This is a genomic window from Variovorax sp. ISS6, from assembly GCF_056523145.1.
This window is the reverse complement of sequence record NZ_JAWRZC010000002.1, coordinates 87,689-105,963: the sequence shown is the minus strand read 5'-3', so window position 1 is coordinate 105,963 and position 18,275 is coordinate 87,689. Positions and strand designations below refer to the sequence as shown.

The following is an 18,275-nucleotide window of genomic DNA, read 5'->3' as shown; positions in this document are numbered from 1 at the left end:
CCCATCTTTACCTGCTGTTTTCAATCCGTTCGGCAGTTTTGCAACTGCGCTGCATCATGCTTTTGGAGAGCGCGCCGCACCGCGGCAGCCACCGTACCGACCCATCGACCATGCCCATGCCTGCTGAAAAACACCGGGAAGAAACGCTCGGCGACGACGTCGTCCGCCAGCGCCTCGAGGAAGCGGACATCCGCGTCAACGCCGAGCGGCTGCAGATCCTCGGCCGGCTGATGTCGAACGCCGGCCAGGCCTGCACGGCCCAGGAGCTCTATCCGCGCGGGGTCGAGGAATCGAATGCCGCCGCGGTGTCGCGCGTGTACCGGACGTTGCACCTGCTCGAGAAGAAGAAGGTGATCGAGCGGCGGGTGCGGCAGGTGCGCGGACGGCCGGTGTTCAGCTACGTCTACGGTGCGCAGAGCGCGCCCTCGCGCATCCGCTTCCAGTGCCGGAGCTGCGGCGCCAGCGTGGTCGCCGAGGATGTCGAGCTGCGCGAGCAGGTCGCGAAGGTGGGAGCCGACCAGGGGCTGCCCGTCGCCTCGAAGGAGGACATCGTGGTGTGGATCGCGTGCAACCGCTGCAGCGCGGGCGCGCCCGACTGAGCTACTCGACGCGCGCGGCCGTCTCCGACCACCAGCCGCGCAGCACCCAGTAGAGCGGCGGCAGCATCAGCACGGCGCACAGCCAGGCATGGCGGGCGCCCTCCTCGAAGAAAGGCGCCACGGTCAGCGCCCAGGCCACGCCGTCGTCGCGCAGTTCGGGAATGCGCAGCAGGTCGGCCACGCTGTAGAGCAGCAGCTGGATCGCGAGCAGGGCCAGCAGCAGCGCCGAGACGCGAAACGCCAGCAGCAGCCGCGCGCGCAGGTGCAGCCACTGCCATGCGGGCAGCAGCAGCCCGGTGGCCGCGACGCCCAGCAGCACGCCCAGCGCGGCATCCACCATGCCGGCGCGCGCGCCGATCGCGCGCACGAAGACCGCGATCTCGAGCGATTCGCGAAAGGCCGACAGCGCGACGAAGGCCACGACCAGGAAGGGCGCGGCCGGGCTGTCCAGCCAGGCTTCATGGAACAGGTGGACGCGGCCGCGGATCTGCCGCACCGAGGCCGCCATGCTCGTGGCCATGACCAGGATGCCGATCGCCATCAGGGTGCTGAGCCCGGCGCTGACGTTGCGGTCGATGGAGGCATCCATCAGCAGCATCGACAGCGCCGCGGCCGGCGCGAGCCCCAGGCCCAGGCCCCAGCCGACGTACTTGAGCAGCGAGAGACGCCGGGATTCGCGCAGGCAGGCATACAGCGAGCCCACGATCAGGATCAGCTCGGCCAGCTCGCGCAGGGTGATGGCGAAGGCGTCAAACATCGGTGGATCGGCGCGGCATCGAGATGACAACGATTCTCATTGTTAAAGTATCGCACGGCCGTCCTCGAGCGGCCCCGTGCGACACTGCCGTCGCGCCTTCGACAACAGAAACAGCGCTCAGCAGCACTCAGGGGTATCGCCGTGGCCGTGAACGATCAAGAAATCCTCAGCATCGTCGACCGGGCCGTCGATGAGTTCAACGGCGACCTCGACGACCTCGAAAGCGCGATCGGCATGCTGCTGCTCGGGCGGCATTACGGCTGGCGCGTGGTGTTGCTGATCCACAGCCCGACCACCGTGCGCAAGTACCTGAAGATCCTCGGCCTGAAGAACCTGCGCGACGTGCTGCCCGAGGTCGGCGTGCTCGCGCATCGCTCGAACGCCTGGCGCCTGCTCGACGGCACCAAGAACTTCTGGAAGGTCGTGCGCGGCCAGATCAGCGGCGTGCGTTCCGCCCGGGTCGAGAAGACCCCGAGCAAGCCCTCCTGACCCCCTCCGATTCGTCTGGATCCGGGACTCGCCGGAGGGTCGGCCGTGCGCGCTTGCGTGGCATTTCCCCAACACGAAAGTAGTTCTTGCAAGGACTACTTGTCTTTGGCTTTCAGAGCCGACGACTTCATTTTTCTCCTTTGAATCAGGATCGCAAGGCTCGATTCACGTCGAATCAGTAGCACTTGACAGTACTACTACCTGCTTCTACATTTGCTCGAAATTGCGAATCGTTCGTATTTCCGTCTCTTTCGCGGCCGCGATCAGAAGGGGGAGATGGCAGCGGCGATGCGCTCTTTCGCAGCCGGCGCGAATGCGCCTTCTCTTTCCTTCATCGGTTCCAAATGAACAAGTCACGCAGCCCGCGCCTTCCGGGCATGGCACCCGCTACCGCGCCCAGCGCCGTCGTCCGGGCGATTCACCTGCTCACCGCCGGCGCCACCCTGGCCCTCGGCGCATCGACCGCCTGGTCGCAGACCGCGACCGGCACCAACTCGCTGCCGCCCATCACCGCCACGGGCGCCGAGCAGGGCTACGCCGCCCGGCGCAGCACCACCGCCACCAAGACCGACACGCCGCTGCGCGACACGCCGCAGTCGATCAGCGTGGTGACCGGCGACGAGCTGCGCGACCGCGCGGTGCAGAGCATTGCCGAGGCCGCGCGCTACGTGCCGGGCGTGGGCTTCGCGCAGGGCGAGGGCAACCGCGAGACGCCGATCTTCCGCGGCATCAGCACCACCGGCGACTTCTTCATCGACGGCATCCGCGACGACGTCCAGTACTACCGCGACCTCTACAACATCGAACGCGTGGAGGTGTTCAAGGGCCCGAACGCGATGATCTTCGGCCGTGGCGCCACCGGCGGGCTGATCAACCGCGTGAGCAAGCAGCCCGAGTGGACGCCGTCCTACGGCGCCTCGGTCACGCTGGGCTCGCACAGCAACCGCCGCCTCACGGCGGACATCAACCAGCCGATCAACGACCAGCTGTCGTTGCGCCTCAATGGCCTGTACGAGAACTCCAAGAGCTACCGCGACGGCGTCTGGCTCGAGCGCTCGGGCATCAACCCGACCCTGAGCTGGCGCCCGAGCGCGAAGACGCTGGTGACGCTGGGCTACGAGCACTTCAAGGACAAGCGCATCGCCGACCGCGGCATCACCTCGTTCCGCGGCGTGCCGGTGGCGACCGATCCCTCGACCTTCTTCGGCAACGCGGCCGGCAGCCCGACCTGGTCCTCGCTCGATGCCTTCAACGCGCTGGTCGAGCACGAGTTCGACAACGGCGTGGTGCTGCGCAACCGCACGCGCTGGTCCGAGCAGGACAAGTTCTACCGCAACGTGTTCCCCGGCGCGGTCAACGCGCTCGGCACCACGGTGGCGATCAGCGCCTACGACAACGCGACCACGCGCAAGAGCTTCTTCAATCAGACGGACGTCAGCTTCACGCTGAACACTGGCGCGGTGAAGCACAAGTTCCTCGTGGGCGCGGAGATCGGCAAGCAGGACACCGACAACTTCCGCAACACCGGCTACTTCAACAACACGGCCACCAGCGTGAACGTGCCGCTGTGGCTGCCGACGACCTACGCGCCGGTGTTCTACCGCCAGTCCGCGACCGATGCCAACAACAGCGGCACCGCCAAGGTCGCGGCGCTCTACGTGCAGGACCAGATCGAGCTGAGCCCGCAGTTCCAGCTGATCGCGGGCCTGCGCTACGACCGCTTCCGCGTCGACTTCCGGAACAACCGCAACGGCGACCGCTTCAAGACCGACGACGACCTCGTGTCGCCGCGCCTGGGCGTGATCTACAAGCCGGTCGAGCCGCTGTCGCTGTATGCGAACTACAGCATCGCCTACCAGCCGCGCGCGGGCGACCAGCTGTCCTCGCTCACGCTGAGCTCGTCGGCGCTCAAGCCCGAGAAGTTCAAGAACTACGAGATCGGCGCCAAGTGGGACGTGCTGCCCGCGCTCGCGGCCACCGCCGCGCTCTACCGCCTCGACCGCTCCAACGTGGTGGTGCTCGATCCGACCGACCCGACCGGCGCGCGCACCATCCTCAGCGACGGCCAGCGCACCCAGGGCTTCGAGCTCGGCCTCAGCGGCAACATCACGCCGGCCTGGAGCGTCTCGGGCGGCTACTCCTACACCGACGCCAAGTTCAAGGCCGACACCTCGGCCACGATCCGCGCCGGCGCCCGCGTCGGCCAGGTGCCCAAGCACACCTTCGCGTTGTGGAACCGCTACGACTTCACGCCCATGTGGGGAGCGGGTGTCGGCGTGATCCACCAGGCCAAGATGTTCGCGTCGAGCGAGCAGATCGTGACCGCCGCGCAGCCGTTCCCGAACGTGGTGCTGCCGGGCTACACGCGCGTCGACGCGGCCGTGTTCTTCACGCTCAACCGCAACGTGCAGATGCAGCTGAACGTCGAGAACCTGTTCAACCGCAAGTACTTCCTCAACGCGAACAGCAACACCAACATCACGCCGGGCGCGCCGCGCTCGTTCCGCGTGTCGCTGAACGCGAAGTTCTGATGCGCGCGGCCGGCGGCCTTCATCGCCCGCCGGCCGTGTCCGCCCGCGAACCGAAGCTTTCAGGAGCCCGACGATGAATCCACCCACGAGCCCGCCTTGGCAGCCCGACGCGATGATCCGCCTCGTCAACCGCAAGGCGGGCCTGCGCCATCCGGCGTTCGGAGCGCATTCCGGCGTCACCGACCGCAACCAGCTGCAGCACGACCGCATCCTCGCGGTCATGGCCGAGCCCGAGGGCGACAGCTTCCATCCGCGCGATCTGCACCGCAGGCTCACGCAGCGGGGCACGCCGATGAACATGTCGGCGATCTATTCGGCGCTCAAGCGCCTGGCCGCCGAGGGCGCGATCGAGCACCTGCTGGTGGAGCGCAACGGCCGCGCCGTCTCGACCTACCGCCTGCCCGAGCACGAAGCCGCCGCGCCTTCCGAGGCCGCGGGCCGGCTGGTGTGCACCGGCTGCGGGCGCTCGGTCGACCTCCGCGGCACGGGCCTGCTCTCGCGGCTCATCGCCGATGCGGGCAAGGCCCATGGCCTGCCGCTGCCGGTGGAGGCGGTCGAGGTGCAGGTGCTGTGCGAAGCCTGCCGCGAAGCGCGGGACGACTGAGCTTCGTGCCTCCCGCGCGCCGCCATCACCAGCGGTGCGTATAGCTCAGCTTCAGCACGGCACCGGGAGCCGGCAGGCGGCTCGTGTTGTTGTTGCTGCGAAGCAGCTGGCTGTAGAGCGGGAAGTACTTCCGGTTGAAGAGGTTCTCCACGCCGATCGCCAGGTTGTTCCTGTCGTCGATCTTCCAGCGGCTGATCAGGTCGACGGTGGTGTAGCCGCTGGTGTCGCGGCGTCCGAAGCTGCTCACGCCGTCGAGGCGGTAGTCCTTGCCCGCATACGAGGTCGCCTGCAGCCGGTGGCTCCACCGGCCATCGGGTTTGTACTCGACGTAGGCCGTCAGCTTGAGCGGCGGGATGCGGTAGCCGGTCATGTCCTGGTAGCGCGCGGCGCCCTGCGGCAGTTCGCGGCCCTTCATCCAGGTGAAGCTGCCGCCCAGGGCCCAGCGCTCGTCGTCGCTGAAGTAGTCGAGCGCGCCTTCGAGGCCGTGGATGCGCTCCTTGGTGCGCAGCAGGTTCAGCCCGTTGTTGAAGCTCTGCACGGCGCCGAGGTCCGACTGCGACTGGAAGGCCGCGAGGTTCGCGACCACGTTGGAGAAGCGGCCGCGCCATCCGAGCTCGAAGGTGTCGGTCTTGACCGGCTGCAGGTCGGAGCCCGCGATGTTGAAGGCCGGTGTGGCATTGCGCACCTGCAGGCCGATGTCGGGCAGCTCGAAGCCCTGGCTGTACGACAGGTAGAGGTCGTGCGCCTTGGTCGGGTTGAAGACAAGGCCCGCGTTGTAGGTCCAGCCCTTGTAGTCGACCGCGCCGCCGTTGACGGCACGCGGGTTGGCCACGCGCGATTGCGACAGCGGCACGAAGCTGTCGAAGCGCGTGCGGGCGCGGTCGTAGCGCACGCCGCCTTCGACCGACCACCGGTCGTCGAAGCGGTGCTGCAGCTGGGCGAAGCCGCCGAGGCTGCGCGTGGTGATCGGCGGCATGAAGATGCGCGAGCCGGTCTTGAGGAAACTCAGGCCGCCGCTCAGGTCGTACAGGCGCGGCTCGAACACGTCCAGCGGCATGTCGCTGCGTTCCTGATTGAAGTCGGCGCCCCAGGTCAGTTGCGTCTTCCTGTCCGCGCCCAGCGGCGTCTTGATGGTCAGCCGGCCGCCGTAGACCTCGGAGTTCTGCGTGACCTGGTCCACGTTGGCGCCGCGCACCGACACGCCGCGCGCATCGAAGGGCGCGAAGCGGGTGAAGAAGTCGCGGTAGTAGAACTGCGCGGCCAGCGAGCTGCCGGCGATGTCGCGGTGCTGGTAGTCGATGCCCACCAGCGTGTTCTTCACGCGGTTCTGCTCGGCCAGCTGCAGCCCGCGCAGCGGCCGGGCTGCGGCGCTGCCGGCGGGCAGCTTCGCCACCGAGGGATCGGAGCCGTAGTCGGTGTCCTGCTTCGCGTCGTAGTGGCTCGCGGACAGCTGCAGCCGCTGGTTCGCATCGATGCGCCAGCCGATCTTGGCCGAGGCGCTGTAGATGTTCGAGTCGAACAGGTCGCCCTGGCTGGGCTCGGGCGCGATGCGGTTGCCTTTGGCGTCGTAGGAGGCACCGACGTGGCGCGCGCCGAGGCTCAGCGTGTAGTCGAGCTTCTCGCCCGCGCCCGAGAGGTAGTGCTGCACCTCGCCGCCGAAGCCCGCCGAGCCGATGCGCGACAGCGGCGTCACGCCGGTCACCGTGGTCTCGGCGCGGGTCTGCCCGTCGGGCTGGCGCGTGCGGATGGAGACGATGCCGCCGGCCGCGCCGCTGCCGTAGATCGCGCTGCTGCCGCGCAGCACCTCGATCTGCTCGACGTCGGCCGGATTGACGTTGGCGAGGTTGCGCGAGGAGTCGCGGTTGGTGTTGAGCGGAATGCCGTCGACCAGCACCAGCATGTTGCGTCCGCGCAGGGTCTGGCCATAGTCGGTGATGGTGTGGCTGGAGTCGGCCATGCCGGGCACCACCTTGCTCAGCAGGGTGGCCACGCTGTCGGAGCCCTGGCGCAGGACCTCGAGCTCCTGGCGCTCGATCACCGTGACCTGGCGCGTGGGTGCCATCAGGTTGCTCTGGGTGCGATCGGTGACCGTGATCGGCGCGAGCGAATCGACCGGGCTCGCGGGATCGGCGGCCGGCGCGGCGGCGCCCGCGGGTGCGGGCGCGGGACGGCTGGCCGGTACCGCCGCATCGGCTGCCTCCAGCGTGAAGTTGCCGCCGCCCAGCGCGCGCGTGCGCAGGCCGCTGCCGGCCAGCAGGCGTTCGAAGCCTTCCTGCACCGCGAACGCGCCGCGCAGGCCCGGCGTCGAGAGGCCGCGCGTGCGCGCCAGGTCCATGCTGAGGTTGACGCCGGCCTGGCCCGCGAAATTCAGCAGCGCCGGGCCCAGCGGGCCGGCGGGAATGTCGTAGCGCGCGGCGGCCTGTGCCACGGCGGGATCGGCGGCCCGGGCCAGCGGCGCGGCCAGCGTGCCGCACAGGCCGAGCAGGCACAGCGCGCCGCGCACGCTGCGCACGAGCGGGCGCGGCGGCGCCGCGCGGAGGGTTCGGGAAGCGGAAGGGCGGGGCCGTTCGGTCATGAAGGGGTTCCTGTCGTCGATCGTTGAAAGCGGGTCTCGTCCTGCATGACAGGCGAGCCGCGAAAACCGGACAGGGCGGCGCAAAAAAAGAACCCGCCGGGATGGCGGGCCAAAGGGGTGGTGGTCGGTCAACGCGCGGCGATGGTCACCCAGTAGCGCGTTCTGGATTCGATGCGCACCGGCAGGGTCTGGGCCAGCAGTTCCAGGATCCGGTCGGTGTCGTCGAGCTGGAAGGCGCCCGAGACGCGGATCTCGGCCGCCGCCGGATCGCAGTGCAGGACACCGCTGCGGTAGCGCGCGAGCTCGGCCGCGAAGTCCGCGAGCCGCATCTCCTCGGCATAGAGCACGCCGCGCGCCCAGGCATCGGCGCCGGCTGGCAGCGCGCGTGGCGCCGACACGCTCGTCGCGCTGAAGACGGCCTGGCGACCCGCGGCCACGATGACGGTGGCATCGGGATTGCGCACGGGCCGGATCTCGACCGCGCCTTCCAGCACGCCGAGCCGGCCGCGCGCGTCGTCGCTGCGCACCACGAAGCGCGTGCCGAGCGCGCGCAGGCTGGCATGCGCGGTCCGCACGAGAAAGGGGCGCGGGTCGGGCGCGGTCTCGATCAGGATCTCCCCGGCCCGGTGGCGCAGCAGCCGCTGCGTGTCGTCGAAGTCCAGGCTCACGGCCGATGCGGTGTCGAGGTCGAGCCCGCTGCCGTCGGGCAGCGTCAGGTGCCTGCGCTCGCCGGTGGCGGTGCTGATGTCCGCGCCGATCGCCTGCCAGGGCAGGGTGCGATAGCCGATCCATGCAGCCGATGGCACGCCGAGCAGCAGCGCCACCGTGCGCAGCAGCGCGCGCCGGCCGGCCGCGTCCCGGCGCCGGTCGAGCACCGGCATGCCCACGGCCGCGGGCACCGCGCCGAAGCGGCGGCTCAATTGCTCGGCGCTCTGCCAGACGCGCTGGTGCTCGGGGCTCTGGTTGCGCCATGCCTCGCAGCCTTGCAGGTCGGCCGCGCTCGGGCGCCCGGCATGCAGGCGCGCGAGCCACTGCGCGGCTTCGTCGAGCAGCCGGGGATCGACCGGGGCGCCCGCGGGTCTCACGCGTCCTGCGCCAGCATCAGCCGCAGGCATTGCCGGAACCCCTGCGCCATGTAGCGCGTGACGGTCCGCACGCTGAGCTTCAGCCGCGCGGCGATCTCGTCATAGGACAGGCCTTCGAGCTGCGACATCAGGAAGGCGGTGCGCACCGCGGGCGGGAGTTCGTCGAGCAGGGCGTCGAGTTCGTGCAGCGTTTCGAGCAGGATCGCGCGCTCCTCGACCGAGGGCACCAGCGCCTCGGGCAGCAGGGCCAGCGAGGCCAGGTAGGCGCGCTCGAGCGACTGGCGCTCGAAGTGATTGACCATCAGGCGCCGCGCCACGGTCGTGAGGTAGGCGCGCGGCTCGCGCAGCGGCGGAATGGCATCGGCGCGGTAGCCGGTCCACACGCGCATGAAGGTGTCGTGCGCGATGTCCGCCGCGTCGCAGCTGTTGCCGAGCCGGCTCCGCAGCCACCCGCAGAGCCACCCGTGGTGATCGCTGTAGAGCGCGTGGACCTCCCGCTGCAGGGCTGATTCGCCGACCACCATGCGCTTTCTCGTGCAGACCTGCTGCCGCCCTCTGTTTCTAAATAGGAATCCTTCGCATTGTAATGCCTTGTGGCTACGCGCCCCCGCTCAGTGGCCGGCGCGCGGCAGCACGAAGGCGAGGGTGGCTTCCAGCCCGTCCTCGTCGGCCTCGCTGGTGTCGCCGCGCGGGCGCACCAGCGAGGCCGCGATCACGTTGAGGCCGCTGCTGCCCAGCGTGACCGTCGCGCGGCCCTCGCGGTCCGTCCTCACGCGCGGACCCGCGGTGTGGCCCGTGAAATCGCCGATCACCTCCACACCCGCCACCGGCTGGCCCTTCGACAGCACGCGAACCGCGAGGCGCTGGCCGCGCCGCAATGCGAAGGGATCGGCCAGCGGCACGATCTCCAGTTCGGCACCGAGCGGCGCGAACGGCAGGCGGACCGGCGCGAGCAGGGTCGTGCCGTACTTCATGTAGTGCCCGGCCTTGCGCGCATCGGGCACCTGCCGGCGCGAGCCGCCGACCCACTTGCCGTCGCGGCCCTGCGACCAGAAGCCGTCCTCGAGCGCCACCCACAGCACGGCCGCATCCTTCGCCGGCTCGACCACCGCGTTGCGCGCACGCGCCGACACCTGCGCCTGCGCTGCCGCGCCGCTGGCGGTGAAGGCCTTCGTCTCGCGCAGCTGCCGCGGCTCGTAGGCCTCGTCGAGCGCGCCTTCGCCGAGCACCACGGCCAGCTCGCCCGCGCGCTGCGCGACCCACACGCCATGGGCCGCCGACGCGCCGCAGCACAGGGCCGCGAGCGCCAGGACCATGTGCCGCAGGCCACTTCTTGCATCGATCTTCATGCGGGTCTCCGTCAGAAGTTGGCCGTCATCGACAGCCGGACGATGCGCGGATTGCCCTGCGTCACGCCGCCGTAGTTGACCGAGCTCCAGTAGCGCCGGTTCGTCACGTTCTCGATCGACAGCCGCAGGATCGATTGCGCGCCCATCAGCCGTGTGACGTAGGCCGCGCCCAGGTCCCAGCGCGTGAAGCTCGGCACGATCAGCGTGTTGGCGCGGTCCAGCGGCCGGTTGCCGACGTGGTAGATGCCGGTGTTGAGCGACAGCCCCGGCACCGCCATCAGCCGGTAGTCGAGGAACAGGTTGGCCTGGAAGCGCGCCACGTTGCTCGGGCGGCGGCCCTCGAGCGCGGGGTCGCCGGTCTCACGCTGCTGCGCATCGAGCCAGGACACGCCGGCGATGCCACTGAGTTGCGGCGTGATCTCGCCATTGGCCGTGAACTCCACGCCGCGATGCCGCTGGCGGCCCTGCTCGCGGAAGACGTTGTCGGCCGGCGAGACCGCCTGCAGTGGCTTGTCCATGTCGAAGGCCGCGGCCGTCACCATCAGCCCGTCGCGCACGCGGCTCTTCACGCCGATCTCGTACTGCCGGCTCTTGATCGGCCCGAGCTTCTGCAGCGCGTTGTCGGCGTAGCTCGGTGCATAGGCTCCCTGCTCGAAGCCCTCGCCATAGGTCGCATAGAAGGTGGTGCGCTCCGAGGGCTTGTACATCGCGCTCACCGTGGGCACGGTCACGTTGGTCGTGTACTTCGGCGTGCCGTCGTACTTGCTGCCGATGTCGCTGCCGTAGTCGATGTGGCGCGCGCCGATCAGCAGTTGCCAGTTCGGCCCGAAGGAGATCGTGTCGCTCGCGAACAGGCTGCTCTGGCGCGCCTTGCTCGCGGGCAGGTGCGTGTCCTCGGGAATGAAGGGCGCGAAGTAGGGCAGCGGCCGGTAGATATTGCCGATGTACTGCGGGAAGCGCAGGTAGTCGCCGTCGGGCGACTGCAGGCTCGAGTACGAGTAGCCGATGACCGCCTCGTGCCCGATCGAGCCGGTGTCGAAACGTCCGGTCGTGAACACCTGGCCCGCGGTGGTGGGATAGGCCTCGCCCTCGTAGCGCGTGTTGCCGGCGAGCACGTCGCCGTTCGGCGCCACCTTCGAGGCATTGAAGAAGATCGCGTTGCGCTTGGTGCGGCTCAGCGCGAGCTGCGCCGTCAGGTCCCAGTGCTCGCCGAGCGCGTAGTTCAGCCGCGCGCCGAGATTCCACGCGTCGGTCTTGTACTGGCCCCAGGGTTGGCCGACCAGCGTGCGTGGATCGAAGCTGCGCGCGGGCACCAGCAGGCCGTCGCTGCGCGGGCCGATCATGCCGCTGGCGGCCAGCGACTTGCGCTGCCAGTCGAAGTCGAGCTGCAGCAGCGCGTCGCGGTTGAGCTTGATGTCCACCGCGCCGCTGAGGAAGTCGCGCCGCAGGTCGCCGAAATGGGTGAAGTCGCCGACCCGCTCGCTCGCGGCATTGAAGCGGTAGCCCACGGTGCCGGCCTCGTTCAGCGGACCGCCGGCATCGACGCTGGCATAGCGGCCGGCGTAGCTGCGCACCTCGGCGCTCACGCTGGCGAAGCGCTCGCGCGTCGGGCGCTTGAGCACGTAGTTGACGATGCCGCTGGGTTCGCCCACGCCGTAGAGGAAGCCCGACAGCCCCTTGAGCACGTCGACGCGCTCCTTGTTCTCCAGCGGCACGTCGCTGTAGATGTTCGCCAGCAGGCCGTCGCGGCGCACGTTGTTGAAGGAATTGGCCGAGAAGCCGCGCACCGCGACGCCGTCGAACGAGGAGAAGCCCGAGGTGGGCGTGACCGAGGGATCGTTGCGCAGCACGTCGAGCGCGGTGCGCGCGCGCTGGTTCTCGATGGTGTCGACGGTGTAGGAGCCGACCGCGAAGGGCAGGTCCTGCAGCGAACGCACGCCGAGCGCGCCGGCGTTCACGTCCTGCACGTCGTAGAGCCGTTCGCGCTGGGCGCTGACCACCACCGGCGCCAGCGTGCCGGTGCGCGCCGCGGCCTCGGCGGCCGCGTCGGACGGCGCGCTCGCACCGGTGGCCAGCGCGCCGATGCGGCGCAGTCGCCAGCCGCCGCCGGCCCCCGGCACCGCCTCGAGGCCGCTGCCGGCCAGCAGCCTGGCCAGGGCCTCGTGCACCGCGTAGCGGCCCTGCAGGCCGGGACTCGCGAGGCCCTGCGTCAGGGTCGGGTCGATCGCGATCATGGTGCCCGACTCGCGGCCGAAGCGGCCCAGCACGCTGTCGAGCGAGCCGGCGCCGGTGGCATAGCTGCGCGCAGCCTCGGCGGCCGGCGCGGGCTGGGCCAGCGTCGGGGCGGCCGAGGCACCGAGCAGCGCCAGGGCCGCGCTCAGGCAGCCGGAGCGGGCGAAGGGCGCGAGCGGGAAGGGGCCGGTCCGGGCGGCGGACCGAGCATCGAATGCCATGGGAAGAACTCTCCGTGATCGTTGGAAGATGGGGCCCCGCGGCCTTCGCCGCGGGGTGTCTCTTCCTGCTTGATGCACGAGGTCTGGAAACCTGCCGTTTTTCTTCGATCTTTTTTTCGCGGCCCGTTGCCCCTGCTATCGCGCCGCGATCGTCGTCCAGTAGGGCCCGAGCGAACGGCGACGCACCGGCAGCGCTTCTTCGAGCATGTCGAGCACCGCATCGGTCCGCGCGACCGGGAACGCGCCGCTCACGAGGATGGCGCCCACCGCCGGGTCGCAGCGCAGCACACCCGGCCTATAGCGCCCCAGCTCCACGAGGAAGTCGTCGAGCCGCATGCGCTCGACCACCAGCACGCCCTGGGTCCAGGCCGCGGCGTTCTCGCTGCCGGGCTCGGGTGCCGAGATGCCATCCGCCGCGTAGCGCGCGGCTTGGCCCGCGGGCAGGCGCAGCGTGCCTTCGCGGCCGGCCACGCCGAGCTCGACCTGGCCTTCGAGCACGACGACCTGCCCCGGGGCGGAGGCATCGGGCGCGCGCACCAGGAAGCGCGTGCCGATCGGCACCACGCGCGCGGGCCCCGCATGCACGACCAGCGGCCGCGCGGCCGGGTCGTGGCCCGAGCTGACCATGATCTCGCCGCCGAGCAGGCGGATGCCGCGCTCGGCCGCGCCGAAATCCACGTCGATCGCGCTGCGCGTGTTCAGCGCCACGCGCGTGCCGTCCGGCAGCAGCACGTCGCGCCGTTCGCCGGTGGCGGTTCGATAGTCGGCGCGCCAGTAGGCCATGTCGTCGCGCAGCACCCAGGCGCCCACGCCGCCGCTCGCGGCCAGCACGAAGGCCTTGAGCGCCCAGCGCCGCCGCGCCGCGTCGGCGCCGCGCAATGCGCCGCGGGCCGTCTCGGGCGCGAGGCCGTGCACGCCGTCGCGCAGGTCGGCACCGAGGCCGCGCACGCGCTGCCAGGCTTGCTCGTGGTCGGGATGCGCGCCGCGCCAATGCTCGCAGGCCGCGCGCTCGGCGGCGGAGGCGGCGCCCGATTGCAGCCGCACCAGCCATTCGACCGCCTGCGCGACGATGGCGCGATCGAGCGCCGCATCGCCCGCGGGCTGGAAGACCGCGCGCCGCGGCGCCGTGCCGGTCTCAGCCGCCATAGACGGCGTCGTAGCAATGCGCGTAGGCCTTCACCATGTCCTTCTGCACGACGTGGATCGACAGGCCGAGCCGCTGCGCGATCTCCGCATAGGGCAGGCCGTCGAGCTGCGACAGCAGGAAGACCTCGCGCGTGCGCGGCTTCAGCCCGTCGAGCACGCGGCTGACCGCGGCCAGCGCCTCGAGCACCAGCAGGCGCTCCTCGGGCGAGGGGCTCGTGGCCTCGGGCAGGTGGGCGATCGCCTCGAGGTAGGCGCGCTCGAGCGCGAGGCGACGGAAGTACTGCGCCGCGATGCGGCCGGCCACGGTCGTGAGGTAGGCGCGCGGTTCGCGCAGCGGGCCGGTCTCGTCGGCCGACAGGATGCGCGCGAAGGTGTCCTGCGCCAGGTCGGCCGCGTTCTCGAGGTTGCCGAGCTTGCGCCGCAGCATCTGCAGCAGCCACGAATGGTGTTCGCCGTACAGCGCGGCGACCAGTCGCACGGAGGCATCGGAGGTGGACATCGGAGGACGGCAGGCCGCACGGCTCGTTGAGAATGGTTCTCATTGTACGAACTTCGTGTGCATGCCGGCCGCGACCGTCGCGACCGGACAACGCCGGCGACGTTCAGCCGCCCTGGAGCACCGCCGACAGCGGCGCGATCCGGATCGCGCCCGGCTCGCCGGCCGCGGGCAGCGCCAGCGCGCGCAGCACCGCGTATTCGCGCATGCGCGCCGCGCCGTGCGGATCGCCGGGCACGCGGCCCAGCGAGGGATGGCACATCAGCACGTCACCGCGCCCGGCCACCGCGAGCCAGGCCAGCAGGCGCGCGCGATAGGCCTGGCCGTCGCCCGAGAAACCGTAGACCCCGAGCAGGCGCCGGCTGATGGGGATGCCGTGCTCGCGCGCCAGCGCCGCGAGCGCCGCGCCGCCCAGGCGGTGGATGACACCGGCCTTGAAGCCGTCGCTGCCGCGGCGCCAGACGGGCTCGGTGCTGCGCAGCCACGGCGGCGCATCGGGATAGCGGCGCGCGAGCTCGGCGACCAGCAGCTCGCGCACTCCCGCGAACTGGTGCACGTGCCGATGGCCGTCGACGAAGGCGGGCGCGCGGCCCATCGCGTCCTCGAAGCGCGCGAGCTGGGTGCGGATCTCCGCCTGGATCGCCTGCCGTGCCGCCGGGCGCAGCCGAGGCGCGACCAGCAGGCCGAGCAGGCCCGGCTCGCGGCCGCCGGGCGCGGCCGGCGGCGTCAGGTCCAGGTGCAGGCCGATGTCGGTGCGTTGCCGGTCGAGCCGGCGCAGCAGGCGCGCGCCCGACGACCAGGCGGCGCGGCGCACCATGTAGCCCACGGCACTGAGGCGCTCGTGCTCGACCAGCGCGAGCACCGCTTCGTTGATGGCATGCCCCATGCCGAAGTCGTCGGCGCAGATGCAGACCGGCCGGGTGCCCTCGGGGGCCGTGTCGCGCGGCGATGCGTTCATGGTTGCCGCTCCGGCAGGTCGTCGGACAGGCCCGCGCAATGCGATCCGCGGCGCGCCGCGCCGTCGTGGCGCCAGACGGCCAGCCGGTCGTTGACCGCCACCAGCTTCGTGCCCGCGAGCCACGGATGCTGGAGCTGCGAGTTGTTGGGGCCGACCAGCCAGGTGACGCGAGGCGCGCACAGGATCGCGGGCAGCCGCGATGCATCGACCAGCAGCCGCGAGGCCCGGGCCTCGTCGAAGCGCGCGGCATCCGCGAGTTCCTTGCGCCAGTCGTCGCGCTCGGGCTCCGGCCGGTTCTTCCATTCGCCGAGCACCATCACCGGCGCGCGCAGATGCCAGTAGAACGGGATCTCGTAGATGTAGCTGTCGAGCATCAGCACCTGGTCGTCGGGTCCGATGCGCGCGTCCGCGGGCAGGCGCAGCCGCGCGCCCGGCTGCGGCATCGCGACCAGCGTGCCCACGCCCGCCAGGCACAGCGCCATCGCCGCCGCGGCGGCCGCCTTCAGGCCCCGCCCTTCGCGCATCGGGCCGCTGGCCAGGATGCGCCGCGCCACCACGCAGGCCAGCGGCGCGAGCACCGGCAGCACGTAGCCGACGAGCTTCGAGCGCGGCAGCGAGAAGAAGACCACGATGACGATCAGCCAGGTCCACATCAGCCGGTCGACGTCGCGCGCGGCGGCGCCAGGCTCCGGCGCCGCGTTCCCGCGGCGCGGCAGCAGCAGGCCGAGCGACCACGGCAGCGTCAGGCCCGCCAGCACCGGCAGGTAGAACCAGAACGGCTGCTCGTTGTTGAAGCCGCTCGAGGCGAAGCGCCGGAAGTGCTGCGTGATCACGAAATAGTCGAAGAACTCCGGATACGCGCGCTGCATCGCCACGAACCAGGGCGCCGCGAGCGCGAGCAGCAGCGCCCAGCCGGGCAGCCAGCGGCACAGCCGCCACAGCGTCGCCAGGCGCCGGGTCCAGGCGCACCAGGCGGCCAGCACCAGGAACGGCAGCAGCAGGCCGATCAGGCCCTTGGCGAGCAGGCCGGCGGCGGCGCCGGCATGCGCGAGCGCCAGCGCCGCGCGCCATGGCCGCCCCTCGTCGTGCGCCAGCACCGCCCAGGCCGCGAGCAGCACCGTCGCCGAGATGCAGCCGGCCACCAGCATGTCGAGATTCGCGAACTGCGCGCCCAGGAAGAAGTAGGGCATGGTGGCGAGCACCACCGTCGACCACAGCGCCAGCCGGTCGTCGGTCCAGCGCCGCAGGAAGGCGAACAGCGCGATGCCGGCGGCGCTCGCGCCCAGCACCGAGGGCAGCCGCGCGGCCCATTCGACCGGCCCCGCCACGCCCATCGCCGCGGCGCCGATCCAGTAGAACAGCGGCGGCTTGTGGAAGAAGGGCAGGCCGTCGAGCCGCGGCACCAGCCAGTCGCCCGAATGCAGCATGGCCAGCGCCACCCCCACGTAGCGGCCTTCGTCGGGCGCCATCAGCGACCGGGCCCCCGAGGTCGCCAGCAGCCACGCGACCAGCACGATACCGACCCGCAGAACCTGCGCGCGCCCTCGAGCCTCGCCGCTCACGGACCCTCCGTGGCGAGGCCGCTGCCACGCTCGCGGCGGACCACGTACAGTGGCCGCCCCTTCGACTCCTCGTAGATTCGCGCGACGTACTCGCCGAGGATGCCGGTGGAGATCAGCTGGATGCCGATGAAGAACATCAGGCTCACGACGATCGTGGTCCAGCCCGACACCGCGTTGCCGAACAGCAGCCGTTCGACGCACAGGTAGAGGCCATAGGCGAAGGCCGGCAGCGCGATCGCGAGGCCCGCCACGCTCACCATGCGCAACGGCCAGGTCGTGAAGGCGGTGAGCCCGTCGAGCGCCAGCAGCACGAGGCGGCGCGCGTTGAAGCTCGAGTGCCCCTCGGCGCGCGGCGCCGGCGTGTAGGGCAGCGCCACCGCGCGGAAGCCGACCCAGGCGTAGAGCCCCTTCATGAAGCGGCCGCGCTCGGGCAGGCGCATCAGCGCGTCGACCACCTTGCGGTCCATCAGCCGGAAATCGCCCGCGTCCTCGGGCACCGCGAAGCGGTCCGAGGCATTGAGCAGCCGATAGAAGAGCCGGCTGCCGAGCCGCTTGAAACGGCTCTCATCGTCGCGCCGCTCGCGCACCGCATAGACCACTTCCGCGCCCGCGCGCCACTGCGCGAGCATCGCGTGCAGCAGCTCGGGCGGATGCTGCAGGTCGCCGTCGAGCAGCACCACCGCGTCGCCCACGGCCGCGGCCAGCCCCGCGGTGAGCGCGGCCTCCTTGCCGAAATTGCGCGACAGCGAGATGCAGCGGAAGCCGCGCAGCTCGCACCAGGCCTCGGCCACCGCGGCCGTGTCGTCGGTGCTGCCGTCGTCCACGATCACGATCTCCCAGCTCAGATGCGTGGACCAGAGGATGTCTTCCAGCAGCGGCAGCAGCCGGCGCAGGTTCGGGCCTTCGTTGAAGCAGGGGATCACGCAGGAGAGGCTGCGCGTTCGTGCCTCGGGGGCCGTGGGCGCCAGTACCGCTTCGGGCGCGCGGTGCAAGGGTGTGCGCGCGTTCACGGCAGCCTCCAGGTCGCGGGCGCCGTATCGTCGGCGGGCAGCAGGCGGCGCGCGAGCCGCAGCGCGACGGCCAGCGCGCATGCGAGCGCCGTGCCGAGCGCGAGGCCGGCGGCGATGTCGAGCGGGAAATGCACGCCCACGTAGATGCGCGCCCAGCCCGTGACGATGGCCGATGCCAGCAGCGCGAGCCCGACACGGCGCAGGCTCGGGCGCAGCAGGCAGGCCGCGGCCACCATGAACATCACGCTCGCATGCGTGCTGGGCAGCGAGCCGCGGCCCGCGTGCTCGATGTAGGCCTGCGCCATGCCCAGCACGAAGGGACGCGGCTGGTCCAGACGCAACGCGATGGCATGAGAGAGCATCGCGCAGGGCCCCGCGGCCGCGAGCACGATCCACAGGTAGGCCCGGTCGGCGGCCTTTTTCCAGATCGCGAGGCCGACGATTCCGGCGCTGAGCCAGGCGCCGCCGAGCGCGAAGGCGGTGGCGAGGAGCAGCGCCGGGCGCGCCGGCGGCGTGCCGGCCGCGAGCCATTGGAACAGGGCGATGTTCAGATCGCTCATCGCGCAGGCCTCGACGCGGCAGCGAAGACGATTGAAGAGGGCAAGCCGATGCGCGCGAGCGGCGCAGGGCTGCACAGGGCGCGGCTTGCGCACCCGGAAAA

General features: G+C 70.9%; 16 protein-coding genes. 4 read left to right on the top strand and 12 right to left on the bottom strand.

Annotation, left to right across the window (positions count from 1 at the left end; all coding sequences use genetic code 11):
* The first annotated feature begins 116 nt into the window (after positions 1-116).
* Positions 117-599, top strand: a complete 483-nt coding sequence (locus tag AC1HIL_RS32510) for a transcriptional repressor (RefSeq protein WP_057598520.1) — start codon at positions 117-119, stop codon at positions 597-599.
* 1 nt (position 600) lies between these two features.
* On the opposite strand, the gene AC1HIL_RS32505 is transcribed toward AC1HIL_RS32510, so the two are convergent.
* The gene (locus tag AC1HIL_RS32505) at positions 601-1,356 is read right to left on the bottom strand and encodes an FTR1 family protein (protein ID WP_296724706.1); all 756 of its coding nucleotides are present in this window, start codon (positions 1,354-1,356) and stop codon (positions 601-603) included.
* Between the two features lie 147 nt (positions 1,357-1,503).
* On the opposite strand from AC1HIL_RS32505, the gene AC1HIL_RS32500 reads away from it, so the two are divergent.
* From AC1HIL_RS32500 to AC1HIL_RS32490, 3 genes are all read left to right on the top strand, one after another.
* Positions 1,504-1,845 (top strand): hypothetical protein, encoded by a 342-nt coding sequence (locus AC1HIL_RS32500; RefSeq protein WP_057589884.1) that lies wholly within the window; start codon positions 1,504-1,506, stop codon positions 1,843-1,845.
* Positions 1,846-2,222: 377 nt separating this feature from the next.
* Positions 2,223-4,376 (top strand): TonB-dependent receptor, encoded by a 2,154-nt coding sequence (locus AC1HIL_RS32495; RefSeq protein WP_479669184.1) that lies wholly within the window; start codon positions 2,223-2,225, stop codon positions 4,374-4,376.
* Positions 4,377-4,449: 73 nt separating this feature from the next.
* On the top strand, positions 4,450-4,980 hold the full coding sequence (locus tag AC1HIL_RS32490; RefSeq protein WP_057598519.1) for a transcriptional repressor: 531 nt from the start codon (positions 4,450-4,452) through the stop codon (positions 4,978-4,980).
* Positions 4,981-5,005: 25 nt separating this feature from the next.
* Here the strand turns inward: AC1HIL_RS32490 and AC1HIL_RS32485 are convergent, their stop codons facing one another.
* From AC1HIL_RS32485 to AC1HIL_RS32435, 11 genes are all read right to left on the bottom strand, one after another.
* Positions 5,006-7,555, bottom strand: a complete 2,550-nt coding sequence (locus tag AC1HIL_RS32485; protein WP_479669185.1) for a TonB-dependent receptor — start codon at positions 7,553-7,555, stop codon at positions 5,006-5,008.
* Between the two features lie 128 nt (positions 7,556-7,683).
* A complete protein-coding gene (locus tag AC1HIL_RS32480; RefSeq protein WP_479669186.1) occupies positions 7,684-8,640 on the bottom strand; it encodes a FecR domain-containing protein in 957 nt (318 codons plus the stop codon).
* The gene (locus AC1HIL_RS32475) at positions 8,637-9,164 is read right to left on the bottom strand and encodes a sigma-70 family RNA polymerase sigma factor (RefSeq protein ID WP_479669187.1); all 528 of its coding nucleotides are present in this window, start codon (positions 9,162-9,164) and stop codon (positions 8,637-8,639) included. Before AC1HIL_RS32475 ends, AC1HIL_RS32480 begins: the two co-directional genes overlap by 4 nt.
* 87 nt (positions 9,165-9,251) lie before the next feature.
* Positions 9,252-9,989, bottom strand: coding sequence for a DUF4198 domain-containing protein (locus tag AC1HIL_RS32470; RefSeq protein ID WP_479669188.1), 738 nt, complete (start codon positions 9,987-9,989; stop codon positions 9,252-9,254).
* Between the two features lie 11 nt (positions 9,990-10,000).
* Positions 10,001-12,442 carry a TonB-dependent siderophore receptor gene (locus AC1HIL_RS32465; RefSeq protein ID WP_479669189.1) on the bottom strand — a complete coding sequence of 814 codons (2,442 nt, stop codon included), beginning with the start codon at positions 12,440-12,442 and terminating at the stop codon, positions 10,001-10,003.
* 135 nt (positions 12,443-12,577) lie between these two features.
* Positions 12,578-13,588 (bottom strand): FecR domain-containing protein, encoded by a 1,011-nt coding sequence (locus AC1HIL_RS32460; protein WP_479669190.1) that lies wholly within the window; start codon positions 13,586-13,588, stop codon positions 12,578-12,580.
* A complete protein-coding gene (locus AC1HIL_RS32455) occupies positions 13,578-14,087 on the bottom strand; it encodes a sigma-70 family RNA polymerase sigma factor (RefSeq protein WP_413765369.1) in 510 nt (169 codons plus the stop codon). The genes AC1HIL_RS32460 and AC1HIL_RS32455 overlap by 11 nt, the downstream gene beginning before the upstream one ends.
* A gap of 103 nt (positions 14,088-14,190) precedes the next feature.
* On the bottom strand, positions 14,191-15,042 hold the full coding sequence (locus tag AC1HIL_RS32450; RefSeq protein WP_479669191.1) for a ChbG/HpnK family deacetylase: 852 nt from the start codon (positions 15,040-15,042) through the stop codon (positions 14,191-14,193).
* Positions 15,039-16,604, bottom strand: a complete 1,566-nt coding sequence (locus AC1HIL_RS32445) for an ArnT family glycosyltransferase (protein WP_057589846.1) — start codon at positions 16,602-16,604, stop codon at positions 15,039-15,041. The genes AC1HIL_RS32450 and AC1HIL_RS32445 overlap by 4 nt, the downstream gene beginning before the upstream one ends.
* Positions 16,601-17,614 (bottom strand): glycosyltransferase family 2 protein, encoded by a 1,014-nt coding sequence (locus AC1HIL_RS32440; protein WP_172705300.1) that lies wholly within the window; start codon positions 17,612-17,614, stop codon positions 16,601-16,603. Before AC1HIL_RS32440 ends, AC1HIL_RS32445 begins: the two co-directional genes overlap by 4 nt.
* Entirely contained in the window at positions 17,611-18,174 is a 564-nt protein-coding gene (locus AC1HIL_RS32435) for a phosphatase PAP2 family protein (protein ID WP_422099079.1), read from the bottom strand. Before AC1HIL_RS32435 ends, AC1HIL_RS32440 begins: the two co-directional genes overlap by 4 nt.
* Positions 18,175-18,275 lie beyond the last annotated feature (101 nt).

Excerpts from the sequence above, each read along its gene's own strand:
- AC1HIL_RS32490 (WP_057598519.1), top strand. The coding sequence starts at position 4,450 with ATGAATCCACCCACGAGCCCGCCTTGGCAGCCCGACGCGATGATCCGC.
- AC1HIL_RS32485 (WP_479669185.1), bottom strand. The coding sequence starts at position 7,555 with ATGACCGAACGGCCCCGCCCTTCCGCTTCCCGAACCCTCCGCGCGGCG.
- AC1HIL_RS32435 (WP_422099079.1), bottom strand. The coding sequence starts at position 18,174 with ATGAGCGATCTGAACATCGCCCTGTTCCAATGGCTCGCGGCCGGCACG.
- AC1HIL_RS32510 (WP_057598520.1), top strand. The coding sequence starts at position 117 with ATGCCTGCTGAAAAACACCGGGAAGAAACGCTCGGCGACGACGTCGTC.
- AC1HIL_RS32460 (WP_479669190.1), bottom strand. The coding sequence starts at position 13,588 with ATGGCGGCTGAGACCGGCACGGCGCCGCGGCGCGCGGTCTTCCAGCCC.
- AC1HIL_RS32450 (WP_479669191.1), bottom strand. The coding sequence starts at position 15,042 with ATGAACGCATCGCCGCGCGACACGGCCCCCGAGGGCACCCGGCCGGTC.
- AC1HIL_RS32475 (WP_479669187.1), bottom strand. The coding sequence starts at position 9,164 with ATGGTGGTCGGCGAATCAGCCCTGCAGCGGGAGGTCCACGCGCTCTAC.
- AC1HIL_RS32505 (WP_296724706.1), bottom strand. The coding sequence starts at position 1,356 with ATGTTTGACGCCTTCGCCATCACCCTGCGCGAGCTGGCCGAGCTGATC.
- AC1HIL_RS32470 (WP_479669188.1), bottom strand. The coding sequence starts at position 9,989 with ATGAAGATCGATGCAAGAAGTGGCCTGCGGCACATGGTCCTGGCGCTC.
- AC1HIL_RS32455 (WP_413765369.1), bottom strand. The coding sequence starts at position 14,087 with ATGTCCACCTCCGATGCCTCCGTGCGACTGGTCGCCGCGCTGTACGGC.
- AC1HIL_RS32465 (WP_479669189.1), bottom strand. The coding sequence starts at position 12,442 with ATGGCATTCGATGCTCGGTCCGCCGCCCGGACCGGCCCCTTCCCGCTC.
- AC1HIL_RS32495 (WP_479669184.1), top strand. The coding sequence starts at position 2,223 with ATGGCACCCGCTACCGCGCCCAGCGCCGTCGTCCGGGCGATTCACCTG.